At 71.3% G+C, this 14,291-nt stretch carries 13 protein-coding genes and 2 pseudogenes; 7 read left to right on the top strand and 8 right to left on the bottom strand.

Annotated features, from left to right (window positions below; translation table 11 throughout):
• The first annotated feature begins 208 nt into the window (after positions 1-208).
• The 3 genes and pseudogenes from OG875_RS18835 to OG875_RS18825 form a co-directional block, all read left to right on the top strand.
• The gene (locus tag OG875_RS18835) at positions 209-1,393 is read left to right on the top strand and encodes an acyl-CoA desaturase (protein ID WP_330175393.1); all 1,185 of its coding nucleotides are present in this window, start codon (positions 209-211) and stop codon (positions 1,391-1,393) included.
• Positions 1,390-2,082, top strand: coding sequence for a TetR/AcrR family transcriptional regulator (locus OG875_RS18830; RefSeq protein ID WP_330175392.1), 693 nt, complete (start codon positions 1,390-1,392; stop codon positions 2,080-2,082). Before OG875_RS18835 ends, OG875_RS18830 begins: the two co-directional genes overlap by 4 nt.
• Before the next feature lie 113 nt (positions 2,083-2,195).
• Positions 2,196-2,519, top strand: a pseudogene (locus OG875_RS18825) (Uma2 family endonuclease); the annotation flags it as partial.
• A gap of 12 nt (positions 2,520-2,531) precedes the next feature.
• On the opposite strand, the gene OG875_RS18820 reads toward OG875_RS18825, so the two are convergent.
• The 3 genes from OG875_RS18820 to OG875_RS18810 form a co-directional block, all read right to left on the bottom strand.
• Positions 2,532-3,164, bottom strand: coding sequence for a Uma2 family endonuclease (locus OG875_RS18820; RefSeq protein WP_330175391.1), 633 nt, complete (start codon positions 3,162-3,164; stop codon positions 2,532-2,534).
• A gap of 127 nt (positions 3,165-3,291) precedes the next feature.
• Complete coding sequence (locus tag OG875_RS18815) at positions 3,292-3,654, bottom strand: VOC family protein (protein WP_330175390.1); 363 nt, start codon at positions 3,652-3,654, stop codon at positions 3,292-3,294.
• The gene (locus tag OG875_RS18810) at positions 3,654-4,496 is read right to left on the bottom strand and encodes a trans-aconitate 2-methyltransferase (protein ID WP_330175389.1); all 843 of its coding nucleotides are present in this window, start codon (positions 4,494-4,496) and stop codon (positions 3,654-3,656) included. The genes OG875_RS18815 and OG875_RS18810 overlap by 1 nt, the downstream gene beginning before the upstream one ends.
• A gap of 269 nt (positions 4,497-4,765) precedes the next feature.
• On the opposite strand from OG875_RS18810, the gene OG875_RS18805 reads away from it, so the two are divergent.
• On the top strand, positions 4,766-5,263 hold the full coding sequence (locus OG875_RS18805; protein ID WP_330175388.1) for a MarR family winged helix-turn-helix transcriptional regulator: 498 nt from the start codon (positions 4,766-4,768) through the stop codon (positions 5,261-5,263).
• A 413-nt stretch (positions 5,264-5,676) separates the two neighbouring features.
• Here the strand turns inward: OG875_RS18805 and OG875_RS18800 are convergent, their stop codons facing one another.
• Complete coding sequence (locus OG875_RS18800; protein WP_330175387.1) at positions 5,677-6,453, bottom strand: response regulator transcription factor; 777 nt, start codon at positions 6,451-6,453, stop codon at positions 5,677-5,679.
• A gap of 256 nt (positions 6,454-6,709) precedes the next feature.
• Between OG875_RS18800 and OG875_RS18795 the strand changes: the two genes are divergently transcribed.
• A complete protein-coding gene (locus OG875_RS18795; RefSeq protein WP_330175386.1) occupies positions 6,710-7,153 on the top strand; it encodes a GNAT family N-acetyltransferase in 444 nt (147 codons plus the stop codon).
• 18 nt (positions 7,154-7,171) lie between these two features.
• On the opposite strand, the gene galK is transcribed toward OG875_RS18795, so the two are convergent.
• The 3 genes and pseudogenes from galK to galT all read right to left on the bottom strand — a co-directional run bounded on the left by galK (position 7,172) and on the right by galT (position 11,024).
• Positions 7,172-8,362, bottom strand: a complete 1,191-nt coding sequence (gene galK / locus OG875_RS18790; RefSeq protein WP_443079268.1) for a galactokinase — start codon at positions 8,360-8,362, stop codon at positions 7,172-7,174.
• Positions 8,363-9,009: 647 nt separating this feature from the next.
• Positions 9,010-9,963 (bottom strand): annotated as a pseudogene (gene galE / locus OG875_RS18785) (UDP-glucose 4-epimerase GalE); the annotation flags it as partial.
• Between the two features lie 14 nt (positions 9,964-9,977).
• Complete coding sequence (gene galT / locus OG875_RS18780; RefSeq protein WP_330175385.1) at positions 9,978-11,024, bottom strand: galactose-1-phosphate uridylyltransferase; 1,047 nt, start codon at positions 11,022-11,024, stop codon at positions 9,978-9,980.
• 269 nt (positions 11,025-11,293) lie between these two features.
• On the opposite strand from galT, the gene OG875_RS18775 reads away from it, so the two are divergent.
• On the top strand, positions 11,294-12,964 hold the full coding sequence (locus tag OG875_RS18775; RefSeq protein ID WP_330177798.1) for a sodium:solute symporter family protein: 1,671 nt from the start codon (positions 11,294-11,296) through the stop codon (positions 12,962-12,964).
• Positions 12,965-12,983: 19 nt separating this feature from the next.
• The gene (locus tag OG875_RS18770) at positions 12,984-13,283 is read left to right on the top strand and encodes a hypothetical protein (RefSeq protein WP_330175384.1); all 300 of its coding nucleotides are present in this window, start codon (positions 12,984-12,986) and stop codon (positions 13,281-13,283) included.
• A gap of 33 nt (positions 13,284-13,316) precedes the next feature.
• On the opposite strand, the gene OG875_RS18765 is transcribed toward OG875_RS18770, so the two are convergent.
• A complete protein-coding gene (locus tag OG875_RS18765; RefSeq protein ID WP_330175383.1) occupies positions 13,317-14,036 on the bottom strand; it encodes a helix-turn-helix transcriptional regulator in 720 nt (239 codons plus the stop codon).
• Between the last annotated feature and the right edge of the window lie 255 nt (positions 14,037-14,291).

Here is a 14,291-nt window from a genome sequence, read left to right as displayed (position 1 = left end):
GTGTTTGAGCACGTCGGGAGGAGAAGGTTCTGGAGAGACTGTTCGACCGGACCGCGCTGTCCGACGTCACAAGGATAGGTGTCCTTCGCGCGTCGTTATCCACAGGCCCCTTGTCGCGTGCCTCCTCGCTGCCATACTTACGTTGCCGTAGGTTACGCGCCCGTAGACGGGCAGATTGCCGCATTCCACACCTCCAGGGGACACACCCATGTCGACAAGCCCTGACGTTCTCGGCGACTCCTCACAGGCCCAGCCTGCGCCGGACGATTCCTCCGCTCCCACCGCTTCCCCCACCCCCACCCCCACTCCCGCCTCGCCCGCCGGCTCCGCCGCCACCCCTTCGACTCCGTCCGCCGCCGCCGCTCCGGCTGCCGGCGGGGCCGCCGAGGTGACCGGCGACGTGACCGCCGACGCGCGCACGGTCGGGACCGCGACCGCGACCGCCGACGTTGCCGCCGACGCGCCTGTTCCCTCCGCGACGCTCGGCGGGGAGAGCAAACGCTCGCTGGAGCAGATCACGCTGCTCCTGTTCATCGTCGTCCCGTTCATCGCCCTGCTCGGCGCCGTTCCGCTGGTCTGGGGATGGGGGGTGAGCTGGCTCGATCTGGGTCTGCTCGTGGCGATGTATTTCATCGGCTGCCACGGCATCACCGTCGGCTTCCACCGGTATTTCACGCACGGCTCCTTCAAGGCGAGCCGCCCGCTGCGGATCGTGCTGGCCGTGGCCGGGTCGATGGCCGTGGAAGGTCCGGTGGTCCGCTGGGTCGCCGACCACCGCAAGCACCACAAGTTCTCGGACGCGGAGGGCGACCCGCACTCGCCGTGGCGGTTCGGCGAGACGCTGCCCGCGCTCATGAAGGGCCTGTGGTGGGCGCACATCGGCTGGCTCTTCGACGAGGAGCAGACACCGCAGCAGAAGTACGCCCCCGATCTGATCCGGGACCCGGCGATCCGGCGGGTCTCGCGGCAGTTCCTGCTGTGGGCGTTCGTGTCGCTGGCGATCCCGCCGCTGGTGGGCGGGCTGGTGACGATGTCGTGGTGGGGCGCGTTCACCGCGTTCTTCTGGGGCTCGCTGGTACGGGTGGCGCTGCTGCACCATGTGACGTGGTCGATCAACTCGATCTGCCACGCGGTGGGCAAGCGGCCCTTCAAGTCCCGTGACCGGTCCGGCAATGTGTGGTGGCTGGCGGTCCTGTCGTGCGGTGAGTCGTGGCACAACCTGCACCACGCGGACCCGACGAGCGCGCGGCACGGTGTACTGAGGGGGCAGATCGACTCCAGCGCCCGGCTGATCCGGTGGTTCGAGATGTTCGGCTGGGTGCACAGTGTGCGCTGGCCGGACGCCCAACGGCTGGAAGCCCGGCGGAAAATTGACCAACCCAACGCGGCATGATTGGCGACGTGGCGATCGACGGCGGTAAGAGCGACACCGACAAGAGCCGGACCCCCAGCGCACCCCGGCGCTCCCGCCGGGTCAGGATGACGGGCAAGGAACGCCGCGAGCAACTGCTCGACATCGGCCGCACCCTGTTCGCCGAGAAGGGGTACGAAGGCACGTCGGTGGAGGAGATCGCGTCGAAGGCGGGCGTCTCCAAGCCGGTGGTGTACGAGCACTTCGGCGGCAAGGAGGGGCTGTACGCGGTCGTGGTCGACCGTGAGATGCGCCAGCTGCTCGACATGGTCACCAGTTCGCTGACCGCCGGCCATCCGCGCGAGCTGTGCGAGCAGGCGGCGTTCGCGCTCCTCGACTACATCGAGGAGTACACGGACGGTTTCCGCATCCTGGTCCGCGATTCGCCGGTGGCGCAGTCGACGGGCACGTTCGCCTCACTGATCAGTGACATCGCCACGCAGGTCGAGGACATCCTGGGCATGGAGTTCAAGGCCCGGGGCTTCGACCCGAAGCTGGCCCCGCTGTACGCGCACGCCCTGGTGGGCATGGTGGCGCTGACGGGCCAGTGGTGGGTCGACACCCGCCGCCCGAAGAAGAACGAGGTGGCCGCGCATCTGGTGAACCTGGCCTGGCACGGCCTGGGCAATCTGGAGGCGAAGCCACGGCTCATAGGGCACCGCAAGGTGTGAGAGCGATGAGAGCAGGCCGGGCCGGCCCCGTTGTCACTCTTTGTGATGACGCGGCCGGATTCCGGCCGCTACGGTGTGATGAGAGGCCCAGAATCGCGTCCATGGGAGGAATCTTGACCGCCGAGCCCGTCAAGGCCGCGCATCGCTGGCCGGTGCCCCCGCAGGACGGCTACACCGTGGACGATCTGTTCACGCTGCCCGATCTCCCGCCGCACACAGAGCTGATCGACGGGAGCCTTGTTTTCGTGAGTCCGCAGCGCGCTTTCCACAGCAAGGTGATCGACCTGCTGGTGAGCGGCCTACGCGGCACCGCACCGCCGGACATGAAGGTCGAGCGCGAGATGACCGTACTGCTCGACACCCGTAACGGCCCGGAGCCCGACATCTCGGTGGTCCGTGCGGAAGCGGTCACCGGTCTCGAACAGACCCGTTTCCGGCAGGACCTCGGCTCAGCTACGGGTGATCGAGTCGCCGATGACGAATCCCTTTGCGGGACCGTCCGCGATGACGGCGTCGGCGCCGTACGGCACCCGGTGCTCGTCGGTGTAGGTGGCCTTCTCGCTGTCGGGGCAGGTCAGCAGGGAGACGGTGCCCTCGCCGTCGAAGTCGTCGACCAGGACGTACAGCTCGATCCCGGCGCGGGCGTACTCACGGCGCTTGCGGATACGGTCGCGCTCGGTGTTGCGGTTTCCGGGTGAGACGACTTCTACGACCATGACGACGCCGGCGGCATCGACGCCGAGGTCTTCCTCGTCGGGGATCTCGTCCAGGTCCAGTGGTGCGACAAAGAGGTCCGGGATCCAGGACTTTCGACCACGGATAACGTTGATTTCCTGGTAAGCGGCAAAATCTCCCCCCTCCAGATAGGCCTCCAGCGCCCGGCGGAATCGGTTGATGAGCACCCCGTGACGGCGGCGACCGGTGGGCGACACTTCGATTGACCCCTCGATGATCTCGGCCTGATAACCCTCGGGGAGTTCCATGGCCTTCCACGCCTGCCACAGAATCTCGTCAAGGCCGAGGCCGGAAGTCGGCTTGTCGTCCGTCGTCACCGGCATCACCTCATGTGCGAGAGCGGTCATCGTGAAGCACCTCCTCCTTCAGTGTGGGCATGGGTTTCGTCGCGGCACAAGCGACACCGCAACCGTACGAGGCCATGTCGTTCCCGTACGCCCATATGGGCGTTGATCATCAGAAAGAGTGACGACGTCAGATCACCGGCTCCAGGAACTCCAGCCGGTTGCCGACCGGGTCGTCGGAGTAGAAGCGGCGGTGGCCCGGCAGGTTGTCGTCCCAGGTCACCTGGGCGCCCCGGTCCGCCAGGCGGGCCGCGTAGGCGGCGATGCCGGTGACCCGCAGTCCGGGGTGGGCCTTTCGCGCCGGGCGGAAGTCCGGATCGATGCCGAGGTGCAGTTGTACGGGCCCGGCCCGGAACCAGCAGCCGCCGCGTGCCGCCAGCGCCGGTGGTTTGGGGATCTCGGTCATGCCGAGGACATCGGTGTAGAACGCGCGCAGCGCGTCCTCCGAGCCTGCCGGGGCGGCCAGTTGGACATGGTCGACGGCCGTGAGCATCAGGCTCGCCTCCGGGCCACCGCGAAGATGCGGCGGAAGGGGAACACCGTGCCGTGCGGGCCGGGGGGATACGCCTCGTGGAGCAGGGCGCCGTACTCGGTGAGGAACTCCTCCGCCGCCTCCGGGTCGTCGGCGAGTGCGGTGAGGACCGGGCGCAGGGCCGTGCCCTTGACCCAGTCGAGGACCGGGTTCTCACCGGGGAGCACGTGGAGGTACGTGGCCTCCCACGCGTCCGTGTCACAGCCGAGGTCGGTGAGGCGGGCGAGGTAGCCGGCCGGTTCCAGGACAGGGACCGGACGTTGGTCGTGGCCGTCGCGACCCCCCTGGCCGCCGAGGCGTTCGCGCCAGCGGGGTGTCTCGCGCAGTTCGCCGAGCAGCGCGTGGCTGGGGGCGGTGAAATTGCCGGGGACCTGGAAGGCGAACGTACCGCCGGGGGTGAGCGCCCCGGTCCAGGCCGCGAAGGACTCGGGGTGGCCGGGCACCCACTGGAGGGCGGCGTTCGAGACGATCAGGTCGTACGGCTCCTCGGGGATCCAGTCCGCCGCGTCCGCGCGCCGGAAGTCGAGCCGACCGCCGCCGGGGGTGGGGCCCGCGTACTCCCTTTCCGCCCGTTCCAGCATCTCGCGCGAGAGGTCGAAGCCGGTGATGTGCGCCGTGGGCCACCGTTCGGCGAGGAGCCCGGTGACATTGCCGGGGCCGCAGCCGATGTCGGCGATCCGCGGGGGCCGGTCCCCGTGCGGGAGTTCGGGAATCCGGCCGAGCAGGTCCAGGAACGGGCGGGCCCGGTGCCCGGAGTGGCGGAGGTACTGCCCCGGGTCCCAGGCCGGCGCGGAGGCGGCCACCGATCCGGCCGCTGGTCCGGAATCCGGTCCGGAATCCGGTCCGGAATCCGGACCAGGCGCCGGCCCGTCCGCCGGTCCGGGTTCCGCAGCAGCCGGCGGCGTACCCGCCGGCCTACCTGGTGGCGTAGGTGTCGTACGCATGGTGGACCCCCTCGGGATACGGCACGAACGGGCGGTTTCCCGTCCGCGCCCGACCGTGCCCAGCCTGCCTCCGATCATATCTTGACGTCAAGAGACTTCATGTCGAGGGACCCTTTACACTGATCGTCATGGAGGACGAGGTCGACCGTCTGGTCGCAGCATGGCGCCGGGAGCGGCCGGACCTCGACGTGGAACCACTCGAGGTGCTCAGCCGCGTCAGCAGGCTCGCGCGCCATCTCGACCGGGCCCGGCGTCTCGCGTTCTCGGAGCACAGTCTGGAGCCGTGGGAGTTCGACGTCCTGACCTCGCTGCGGCGGGCCGGGCCCCCGTACCAGCTCTCCCCCGGCCAGCTGCTGACCCAGACCCTGGTCACCTCGGGCACGATGACCAACCGCATCGACCGGCTCGCCAAGCGGGACCTGGTCGAACGGCTGCCCGATCCCAGCGACCGGCGCGGGGTCCTCGTACGGCTCACCCCCGAGGGCCGCGACCGTGCCGACCAGGCGCTGGCCGGTCTGCTCGCCCAGGAGCGCGCGATCCTCGCCGAGCTGTCACGCGGCCAGCGCGGCGAACTGGCCGACCTGCTCCGCCGCCTGACCGCGCCCTTCGACAACGTCCCCGGCTAGGTCCGGTCCGGCGGATCCTCGCGGATCGGCCCGGGGCGGCCGGTGCGGTGCGTCGCAAGGCGCAGGATCATGCTCGTAGCGGGCGTACGCGCATGGCTACGCCAACGGCGCGAGGTGCCGCGCCGGGCGCTCCGGGCCCGGGAATTTCCGCCGGACAGGGCCCGGGACGTGCTGCGAAAGCAGCGCCGTCCGCCCGCAGAGGTGCGGCGTGCGCCCGGCGCGGAGCGGCTGCCGCCCCGCCGGTGCGCCTGCGACCGCACGGCGGAGGACCGGTCTCGTACCGGGCCTGCGCGGCCGGCCGGCCCCGACAACACCGCGAGCGTGCGGGCGCGTCGGGACATCCGCCACACGCCCCCGGCCCGGTCCGGTCCAGTCCGACCCGGTCCGGTCCGGCAGGATCCGGACGCCGGGCCCTACCCCACCCGCACCGCGTCCGGGCCGCCCAGGTCCGCCGGGCCCACTCCGGCGCGGCGGGCCAGGGCGACCGCCGCGAGCGTCGAGTGGACGCCCAGCTTTCCGAGCACGTTCTGCATGTGGGTACGGACCGTGTGCGGGGACAGGAACAGGCGTTCCGCCACCGCCTTGCGCCCCAGGCCCGCCACCATGCAGCGCAGCACCTCCATCTCGCGCGGCGTGAGCGAGTCGACCAGCCGCTCGCTGTCCGTGCGGTGCTTGCGCGCGGCGGTCAGTTCGCGCAGGACGTTCGTCAGCAGCGCGGGCGGCAGATGCGTCTCGTCCCGCAGGACGCCCCTGATCACCGCCAGCAGCCGCTGCAACGAGCAGTCCTTGGCGACCCAGCCGGACGCCCCGGCCTGGAGCGCGAGGGCCGCGCGGCTCGGATCGTCCTTCTCGGCGAGCACCACGCAGCGCACGGACGGCTGTCCCGTACGGACGCCCGCGACCAGCGAGATTCCGTCCACGAGCCCGAGTCCGGCCTCGCCGCCGTCCGGGACGGCGCGGGCCACCGGGCCGCCTCCCGGCGCCGGGCCGGCGGTCGCGCCCAGGTCGGCGTCGACCAGCATGACATCGAACATGTGCCCTTCCGACGCGGCCCGTTCGAGGCAGCGCAGCGCGGCCGGGCCGCTGCCCGCCGCCGCGACCTCCACGTCCGGCTCCGCCGCGAGCGCGGCTGCCAGTGACTCGGCGAATATGCGGTGGTCGTCCACCACGAGAACCCTGATACGCACCAATTGACACCCCCAGATGTCGGGCGCGGGACGACGCGGGTACGGCGCCCGGAGGGGTGAGGTTCGCGTCGCGCGGACACTGTGCCGCCACGGCCGCCGCCGTGCGGCTGCCCACCCACCCCGGGCGTCGTACCCGACTGTCTCGCTTCCCTGATCAGCACCGGCCCCCACCGGTGCTGTGCATCAGCGTACGGGCGGTCGCCCGGAGCGGAAGACTATTTGCAGAACTGATCGGGGGCCGGTGGTTAGGGTGGGGCGCATGTTGCGTTTGGAGACAGAAGTCGACAAAGACCGGCGCACGATGCTGGGCGAGTTGCTGCGGGAGACCAACTCGGCCCGCTCCCCCGTCCTTCGGGAGATGCGGGGCACGGCCGAGGACGAGGAGTTCCCGCTGCACGTGTGGCTGGTGGACCCGTCGACGGGCGCGCTGGCGGGCGGGCTCACCGCGCATGTGTGGGCGCGCTGGCTCCATGTCGATCTGCTGTGGGTGGACGAGCGGCACCGGGGCAGCGGGCTCGGTACGCGGCTGCTCTCCGAGGCCGAGGACCTCGCCCGCGCGCGGGGCTGTCTGCACGCCCGGCTGGAGACCTGGGACTTCCAGGCGCCGGCGTTCTACCGGCGCCAGGGGTACGACCTGGCGGGCCACATCCCCGACTACCCGCCCGGCGTCACGGAGTTCTTCTTCACCAAGCGCCTGGTCTGAACCCGCCCCGGGGGCGGGTCAGTTGATCCGATGCGCTCCCCGGGACGGGACCGCCGCGAAGACGCGTGGCGCCCGGTGCCCGGCCGACGCGAACGCCTCCCGGACCGCCTTCGTCACCGTCTCCGCGTCCGCCGTCTCCACCAGCACGATCGCCGAACCGCCGAAACCGCCGCCCGTCATCCGCGCGCCCACCGCGCCCGCCGCCGTCGCCGCCTCCACCACGAGGTCCAACTCGGCGCAGGAGACCCGCAGATCGTCGCGGAGCGAGGCGTGACCCTCGACCAGGACCGGGCCCACCGCCCGTACGTCGCCCTCGTCGAGCAGACCGATGACCCGCTCCACCCGGTGGTTCTCGCCGACCACGTGGCGTACGCAGCGCCGTACGTCCTCCGGCTCCCCCGCCAGCTGTTCGAGCGCGGCGGGCAGGCGCGCGTAAGGGATCTCGCGCAGCGAGCGCGCGCCGAGCGCCCGCGCACCCGCCTCGCATGCGGCGCGCCGCGCCGCGTACGCGCCGTCGCCCAGGGCGTGCTTGACCTGGGTGTCGACCACCAGCAGCCGCAGCCCGACGGCGGCCAGGTCGAACGGGACCTGGCGCAGCGAGAGATCACGGGTGTCCAGGTGCAGCGCGTGCCCGTCCGTGCAGCAGACGGACGCCGTCTGGTCCATGACCCCGCACGGCACACCCACGAACGCGTTCTCGGCGCGCTGCGCGAGCACCGCCAACTCCGGCCCGGACAGGCCGAGTTCGAACAGGTCGTTCAGCGCGAGCGCGACGACGACCTCCAGCGCCGCCGACGAGGACAGCCCGGCGCCGGTCGGCACGGTCGAAGCGAGATGGATGTCGGCGCCGGTGATCGCGTGCCCGGCCTCGCGCAGCGCCCACACGACGCCCGCCGGATACCCGGTCCAGCGCGTGACGGAGCGCGGCCTCAGGTCTTCGACCGCCAGGCGCGCCACCCCGCCCCGTACGTCGGCGGAGTGCAGGCGCAGCACACCGTCGGTGCGCCGCGACACCGCCGCGACGGTGGTGTGCGGCAGGGCGAGCGGAAGCACGAAGCCGTTGTTGAAGTCGGTGTACTCGCCGATCAGGTTGACCCGTCCGGGCGCGGCCCAGACCCCGTCGGGCGCCGCCCCGTACAACTCCCGGAACCGCACGGCGACCGCCGCAGCGGCGTCGGTACGCCCCGCCGGCCCATCACCACCCGCCACGCCGATCCCCGCGCCGCCCACCGCCCGGCCACCGGAGCCCGCCTGCCCGCCAGCGCCCGACTCTCCGTCCGCGCCGATGCCTGTACGCCCCGCCGCCTGCCGGTCAGCGCCCGTCGCGCCGATCCCCGCACCGCCCACCGCCCGGCCGCACGGGCCCGCCTGCCCATCACCACCCACCACTCCGATCCCCGCACCGCCCACCGCCCGGCCACCGGAGCCCGACTCTCCGTCCCCGCCGATGCCTGTACGCCCCGCCGCCTGCCCGTCACCACCCGCCGCGCCGATCCCCGCACCGCCCACCGCCCGGCCACCGGAGCCCGCCTGCCCGCCAGCGCCCGACTCTCCGTCCGCGCCGATGCCTGTACCGCCCACCGCCCGGCCGCCACCGCCCGACTCTCCGTCCGCGCCCACCGCGCCGATGCCTGTACGCCCCGCCGCCTGCCGGTCAGCGCCCGTCGAGCCAATCTCCGTAAGCGCCGCCGCCCGCCCGTCAGCGCCCGGCTCTCCGTCGTCGCCCGCGCCGGATCCCGCGCCGGTGCCCTCGTCGCTCACCGGCCGTTCTCCCCCTGCCCGGCGGGCCCCCGCCCCCCGGAGCCCCCGGAGCCCCCGGAATCCCCGGAGGCTCCGAACTCTCCGGACTCCCCGGACTCCCCCCGCGCGAACGCCCACGCGTCCCCCACGATCCCCGCCAGGTCCGCGCGGCGCGGCTGCCAGCCCAGTCGTTCGCGGGCCGTGGCGGCGGAGGCGACCAGGGTCGCCGGGTCGCCGGCCCGGCGCGGGGCCGTGACCTCCGGCACCGGGTGCCCGGTGACCGTACGGACGGTCTCGATGACCTCGCGGACGGAGAACCCGCTGCCGTTGCCCAGGTTGCAGACCAGGTGTTCCCCGGCGGTCGCCGCCCGCAGCGCGAGCAGATGCGCGTCGGCGAGGTCGGCGACGTGGATGTAGTCGCGTACGCAGGTGCCGTCCGGGGTCGGGTAGTCGTCGCCGTACACGGCGATGGACTCCCGGGCGCCGAGGGCGACGCCCAGCACCAGCGGGATCAGATGGGACTCGGGGTCGTGCCGCTCGCCGTGACTCCCGTACGCGCCCGCGACGTTGAAGTAGCGCAGCGAGACGGCCGCCAGACCGTGGGCCACGCACTCGCCGCCGATCATGTGGTCGACGGCCAGCTTCGAGGCGCCGTAGGGGCTGGTCGGCGCGGTCGGGTCGGTCTCGGTGATCGGGGTGGAGACGGGCTCGCCGTACGTCGCCGCCGTCGAGGAGAAGACGAGCGTGCGCACCCCGGCGTCCCGCATCGCCGCCAGCAGCGCCATCGATCCGCCGACGTTGTTCTCCCAGTACTTCTCGGGCCGCGCGACCGACTCGCCGACCTGCGAGAACGCCGCGAAGTGCAGCACCGCGTCGTACGACGGGTCGAGCCACTTCGCCGCGTCGTGCACCCGGCCCTCCACGAACGCGGCTCCCGCCGGGACGGCCTCCCGGAAGCCGGTGGACAGGTCGTCCAGCACGGTCACCTCGTGCCCGGCCTCCAGCAGATGCGCGGCGACCACGCTGCCGACGTACCCCGCGCCGCCCGTCACCAGATACTTGCCACTCACGCCACTGACGCCGCTCACGCGCTCGCTACCTCTCGCAGTCTCTCGGCCGCGGTCTCCGGCGGGACGTCGTTGATGAAGACGTCCATGCCCGATTCGGATCCCGCGAGGAACTTCAGCTTGCCGGACGTCCGGCGGATGGTGAAAAGTTCCAGGTGGAGGGCGAAGTCCTCACGCCCCGGTGCCCGGAACGGCGCCTGGTGCCAGGCGGCGATGTACGGGGTCGGCGGCTCACCCTCGCCGAAGATCCGGTCGAAGCGCCGCAGCAGTTCCAGATAGAGCGAGGGGAACTCGGCGCGCGCCGCCTCCGTCAGCCCCCGCAGATCGGGCACCCGGCGCAGCGGGTAGAGGTGCACCTCGTACGGCCAGTGCGCCGCGTACGGCACGAAGCCCACCCAGTGCTCGCCCTCCAGGACCACCCGCCCGCCCGCGCGTTCGCGTGCGAGGACGTCGTCGAAGAGGTTGCGTCCGGTGGCCTCGCGGTGTCCGGCCGCCGAGCGGGACATCCGTTCGGTTCGGGGAGTGACGAAGGGGTACGCGTAGATCTGCCCGTGCGGATGACCAAGGGTCACGCCGATCTCGGGTCCGCGGTTCTCGAAGCAGAACACCTGCTCCACCTGCGGGAGTTCGGCGAGTTCGGCGGTGCGGTCGGTCCACGCGTCGAGGACCAGACCGGCCCGTTCCTCGGTCAGGTCGGCGAAGGAGGCGTCGTGGTCGGAGGTGAAGCAGACGACCTCGCAGCGTCCGGCGTCGCCGGCGAGGGACGGGAAGCGGTTCTCGAAGACGGCGACGTCGTAGTCGCTGTCGGGGATCTCGCTGTGCCGGCCCCCGGCGGTGTCGGTGGGGCAGAGCGGGCATTCGCCGGGCGGCGGGTGGTAGGTGCGGCCCTGGCGGTGCGAGGCGACGGCGACCGAGTCGCCGAGCAGCGGGTCGTGGCGGATGCCGGAGGTGGTGGCGACCGGTTCGAGGGGCCGCCGGTCGACGGCGTCGCGGACGGTGTCGTCGCGGGAGTCGTAGTAGATCAGCTCCCGGCCGTCGGCGAGCGCCGTCACCGTCTTCTTCATCGTCTTTCCTCCGGCCGCACCCGGGCTCGCGCCCCGAACCCATACTCAAACACAACTAAACATAACTAATCATGAGCCAACACTCACGTCAATGACTGCGCGTGACCAGAGCACTCGCGCACGCGCCCAGAGCACTCGATCACGATCGAACAAAGAACACCAACACAAGTGTTCAGTTTCGGTAATCGCGGGCGTAGGTTCCGACGGAGTCAACGGCGCCACCGACGTAACGTTCACGCGACGAATCGGGTACTCCCATGCAGCCCCCCATGCATCACCTGGCCGAAGGTCTTCGGCTGCCCACCAACGGACTCGACTACGCGATCCTGGCGATCTATTTCATCGTCGTCCTCGGCATCGGCTTCGCCGCGCGCGCGAGCGTCCGGACGAGCCTCGACTTCTTCCTCTCCGGCCGCTCGCTGCCCGCCTGGGTGACCGGCCTCGCCTTCGTCGCCGCCAACCTCGGCGCGACCGAGATCCTCGGCATGGCCGCGACCGGCGCGCAGTACGGCGTGGCCGTCGTCCACTGGTACTGGATCGGCGCCATCCCCGCCATGGTCTTCCTCGGCCTGGTGATGATGCCGTTCTACTACGGCTCCAAGGTGCGGTCCGTCCCCGAGTTCCTGCTCCAGCGCTTCGACAGGTCGGCGCATCTGCTGAGTTCGGTCCTCTTCGCCTTCGCCGCCATCCTCATCGCGGGCGTCAACCTCTACGCCCTGTCGATCGTGGTCGAGGCGCTGCTGGGCTGGCCCCAGTGGGTGTCGATCGTGGTGGCCGGGTTCTTCGTCCTCGCGTACATCACCGTCGGCGGTCTGTCGTCGGCGATCTACAACGAGGTCCTCCAGTTCTTCGTCATCCTCGCCGCGCTCATCCCCCTCACGATCCTCGGCCTCAAGCGGGTCGGCGGCTGGGACGGGCTGACCGACTCGCTCACCGCGAGCAAGGGCGAGAACTTCCTGAGCGCGTGGGGCGGTACGGGCATCGGCGACGCCAACCCGCTCGGCGCGAACTGGCTGACGATCATCCTCGGCCTCGGTTTCGTGCTGTCCTTCGGCTACTGGACGACCAACTTCGCCGAGGTGCAGCGCGCGCTGTCCGCGAAGAACCTCTCCGCCGCCAAGCGCACGCCGCTCATCGCCGCGTTCCCGAAGATATTCATCGTCTTCGCGGTGATGATCCCCGGTCTGGTCGCCGCCGTGATCGTGCCGAAGATAGGCACGGCGGGCTCGGACCTCACGTACAACGACGCGATACCCCTGCTCATGCAGGAGCTGCTGCCCAACGGTGTGCTCGGGATCGCCGTCACCGGTCTGATGGCCGCCTTCATGGCCGGCATGGCGGCGAACGTGTCGTCCTTCAACACCGTCTTCACCACCGACATCTGGCAGAAGTACGTGGTGAAGGACCGGGAGGACGCCTACTACCTGCGCTTCGGCCGGCTCATCACCGCCATCGGCGTCCTGGCCTCCATCGGTACGGCCTTCATCGCCGCCAGCTTCTCCAACATCATGAGCTACCTCCAGACCCTGTTCTCCTTCTTCAACGTGCCGATGTTCGTGGTCTTCATCATCGGCATGTTCTGGCGGCGCGCCTCGATGAAGTCCGGCGCGTGGGGTCTGGTCGCCGGTACGACGGCGGCGATGGTCAACTACTTCTGGATCTACAAGCAGGGCGTCATCGACATCCCCAGCGACCAGGGCGCCAACTTCGTCTCCGCGATCGTCGGCTTCGTCGCCGGGGCCGTGGTGATGGTCGCCGTCACGCTGTTCACCGCGCCGAAGCCGGAGTCCGAACTCGCGGGCCTGGTCTACGGGACGACGTCCCCCGGCATGAGCGAGCCGCCCGCCGAGGGCGACGACGCGTGGTACCGCAGGCCCGCGCTGCTCGGCTGGGGCGCGATCGTGCTGGCCGCGCTCTGCTACCTCCCGTACTCCTTCTGACCCGATAGGCGGCCTCACCATGTCCGACCTGCACAAGGAAGTCTCCGAACTGGAGGGCAAGTCCGCCACGGCGGCCCGCCTGTTCGACATCCGTCTGATCATCGGCGGCCTGTTCACGCTGTACGGGGTGATCGTCACCGTCGCCGGTGTCTTCGCCTCCGAGGCGGACCTGAGGAAGGCGGAGGACGTCAACATCAACCTCTGGACGGGGCTGGCGATGCTGGCGCTCGGCCTGTTCTTCCTGGGCTGGATGAAGCTGCGCCCGGTGGAGATACCCCCGCCGTCCGACCCGGCGACCGGGCCCGGCGCCGCGGAGTAGCCAGGCACTGGGGCCGGGCGGGGTGTACGAGAACTACTCGTGCCCTCCGCCCGGCCCCTTCGGCGCTTCCGGGGGCGCGTCGGGCGCGGTCACGACGGCCCGGTCCAGCAGCCCCGTGCGCGCGGCCAGCGCGGCGGCCTCCAGCCGGGAGCCGACTCCGAGCTTCATCAGGACCCGCTGCACATGCGTGCGGGCGGTGCTCGGCGCGATGCCCATCCCGGCGGCGATCAGCCGGGTGTCCTCGCCCTCGGCGACCCGCACCAGCACCTCGACCTCGCGCGGGGTGAGCATCCGCAGCAGCCGCTGCCCCTCGTCGTCGGGCTGGGCCACCGGGTGGAGCAGTTCGGTGAACGCGCCCTGCAACAGCCCCGGCGCCACGGCCGCGTCGCCCGCCCGCGCCTTCACTATGGCCCGCTCGACACCCTCGATGCGCTCGTCGTGCCGTACGTAGCCGCAGGCGCCGGCCGCGAACGCGGCGGCGATACCGCGCGGGTTCGGCACCGGGCCGAGGACCAGGACCGCCACCTGGGGGCGGTCGCGTCTGATCCGGACGATCGGGTCGAAGGCCCCGGGCTCGGCCGGAGCCGCCGTCCCCATCAGGCACACCTCGGGTGCCCGGCTGATCACCAGATCGGCGGCGCCGGCCGTCGGCGCGGCGGCGGCGAGCACCCGGTGCCCGCGCAGCTTGAGAGCCGAGGCGAGCGCCTCGGCGAGCAGTCGGTGGTCGTCAACCACCATGAGCCGTACGCCCATTGAGCAACCCCATCCCCGGCTCCGGGCCCCCCGGCCCCTGATCCGGCAAGCTACACGCTCGGCCGGGGTCGCGCGCCCCCGTACGGCGAAGTAGGCGCGTAGTTGTCGAATTGACAACCATTCACGGCGAACCCGGGTGGCGGAACGATCATCGAAGGCCCCGGAAGCCTTCCCGCGCCCCGTGTTCGCCTTCCTCGGCGCCGGCTGACGAAGGGGTGCCGGGGGCGGCTGTCGCGGGTCCGGGGTGTCACTCGT

It is taken from the genome of Streptomyces sp. NBC_01498, assembly GCF_036327775.1.
Taxonomy (GTDB): domain Bacteria; phylum Actinomycetota; class Actinomycetes; order Streptomycetales; family Streptomycetaceae; genus Streptomyces.
Note: the sequence above shows the minus strand (reverse complement) of the source record. Positions and strands in the feature narration are given on the sequence as shown.

Excerpts from the sequence above, each read along its gene's own strand:
- OG875_RS18775 (WP_330177798.1), top strand. The coding sequence starts at position 11,294 with ATGCATCACCTGGCCGAAGGTCTTCGGCTGCCCACCAACGGACTCGAC.
- OG875_RS18830 (WP_330175392.1), top strand. The coding sequence starts at position 1,390 with ATGATTGGCGACGTGGCGATCGACGGCGGTAAGAGCGACACCGACAAG.
- OG875_RS18765 (WP_330175383.1), bottom strand. The coding sequence starts at position 14,036 with ATGGGCGTACGGCTCATGGTGGTTGACGACCACCGACTGCTCGCCGAG.
- OG875_RS18835 (WP_330175393.1), top strand. The coding sequence starts at position 209 with ATGTCGACAAGCCCTGACGTTCTCGGCGACTCCTCACAGGCCCAGCCT.
- galT (WP_330175385.1), bottom strand. The coding sequence starts at position 11,024 with ATGAAGAAGACGGTGACGGCGCTCGCCGACGGCCGGGAGCTGATCTAC.
- OG875_RS18805 (WP_330175388.1), top strand. The coding sequence starts at position 4,766 with ATGGAGGACGAGGTCGACCGTCTGGTCGCAGCATGGCGCCGGGAGCGG.
- OG875_RS18795 (WP_330175386.1), top strand. The coding sequence starts at position 6,710 with ATGTTGCGTTTGGAGACAGAAGTCGACAAAGACCGGCGCACGATGCTG.
- OG875_RS18815 (WP_330175390.1), bottom strand. The coding sequence starts at position 3,654 with ATGCTCACGGCCGTCGACCATGTCCAACTGGCCGCCCCGGCAGGCTCG.
- OG875_RS18820 (WP_330175391.1), bottom strand. The coding sequence starts at position 3,164 with ATGACCGCTCTCGCACATGAGGTGATGCCGGTGACGACGGACGACAAG.
- OG875_RS18770 (WP_330175384.1), top strand. The coding sequence starts at position 12,984 with ATGTCCGACCTGCACAAGGAAGTCTCCGAACTGGAGGGCAAGTCCGCC.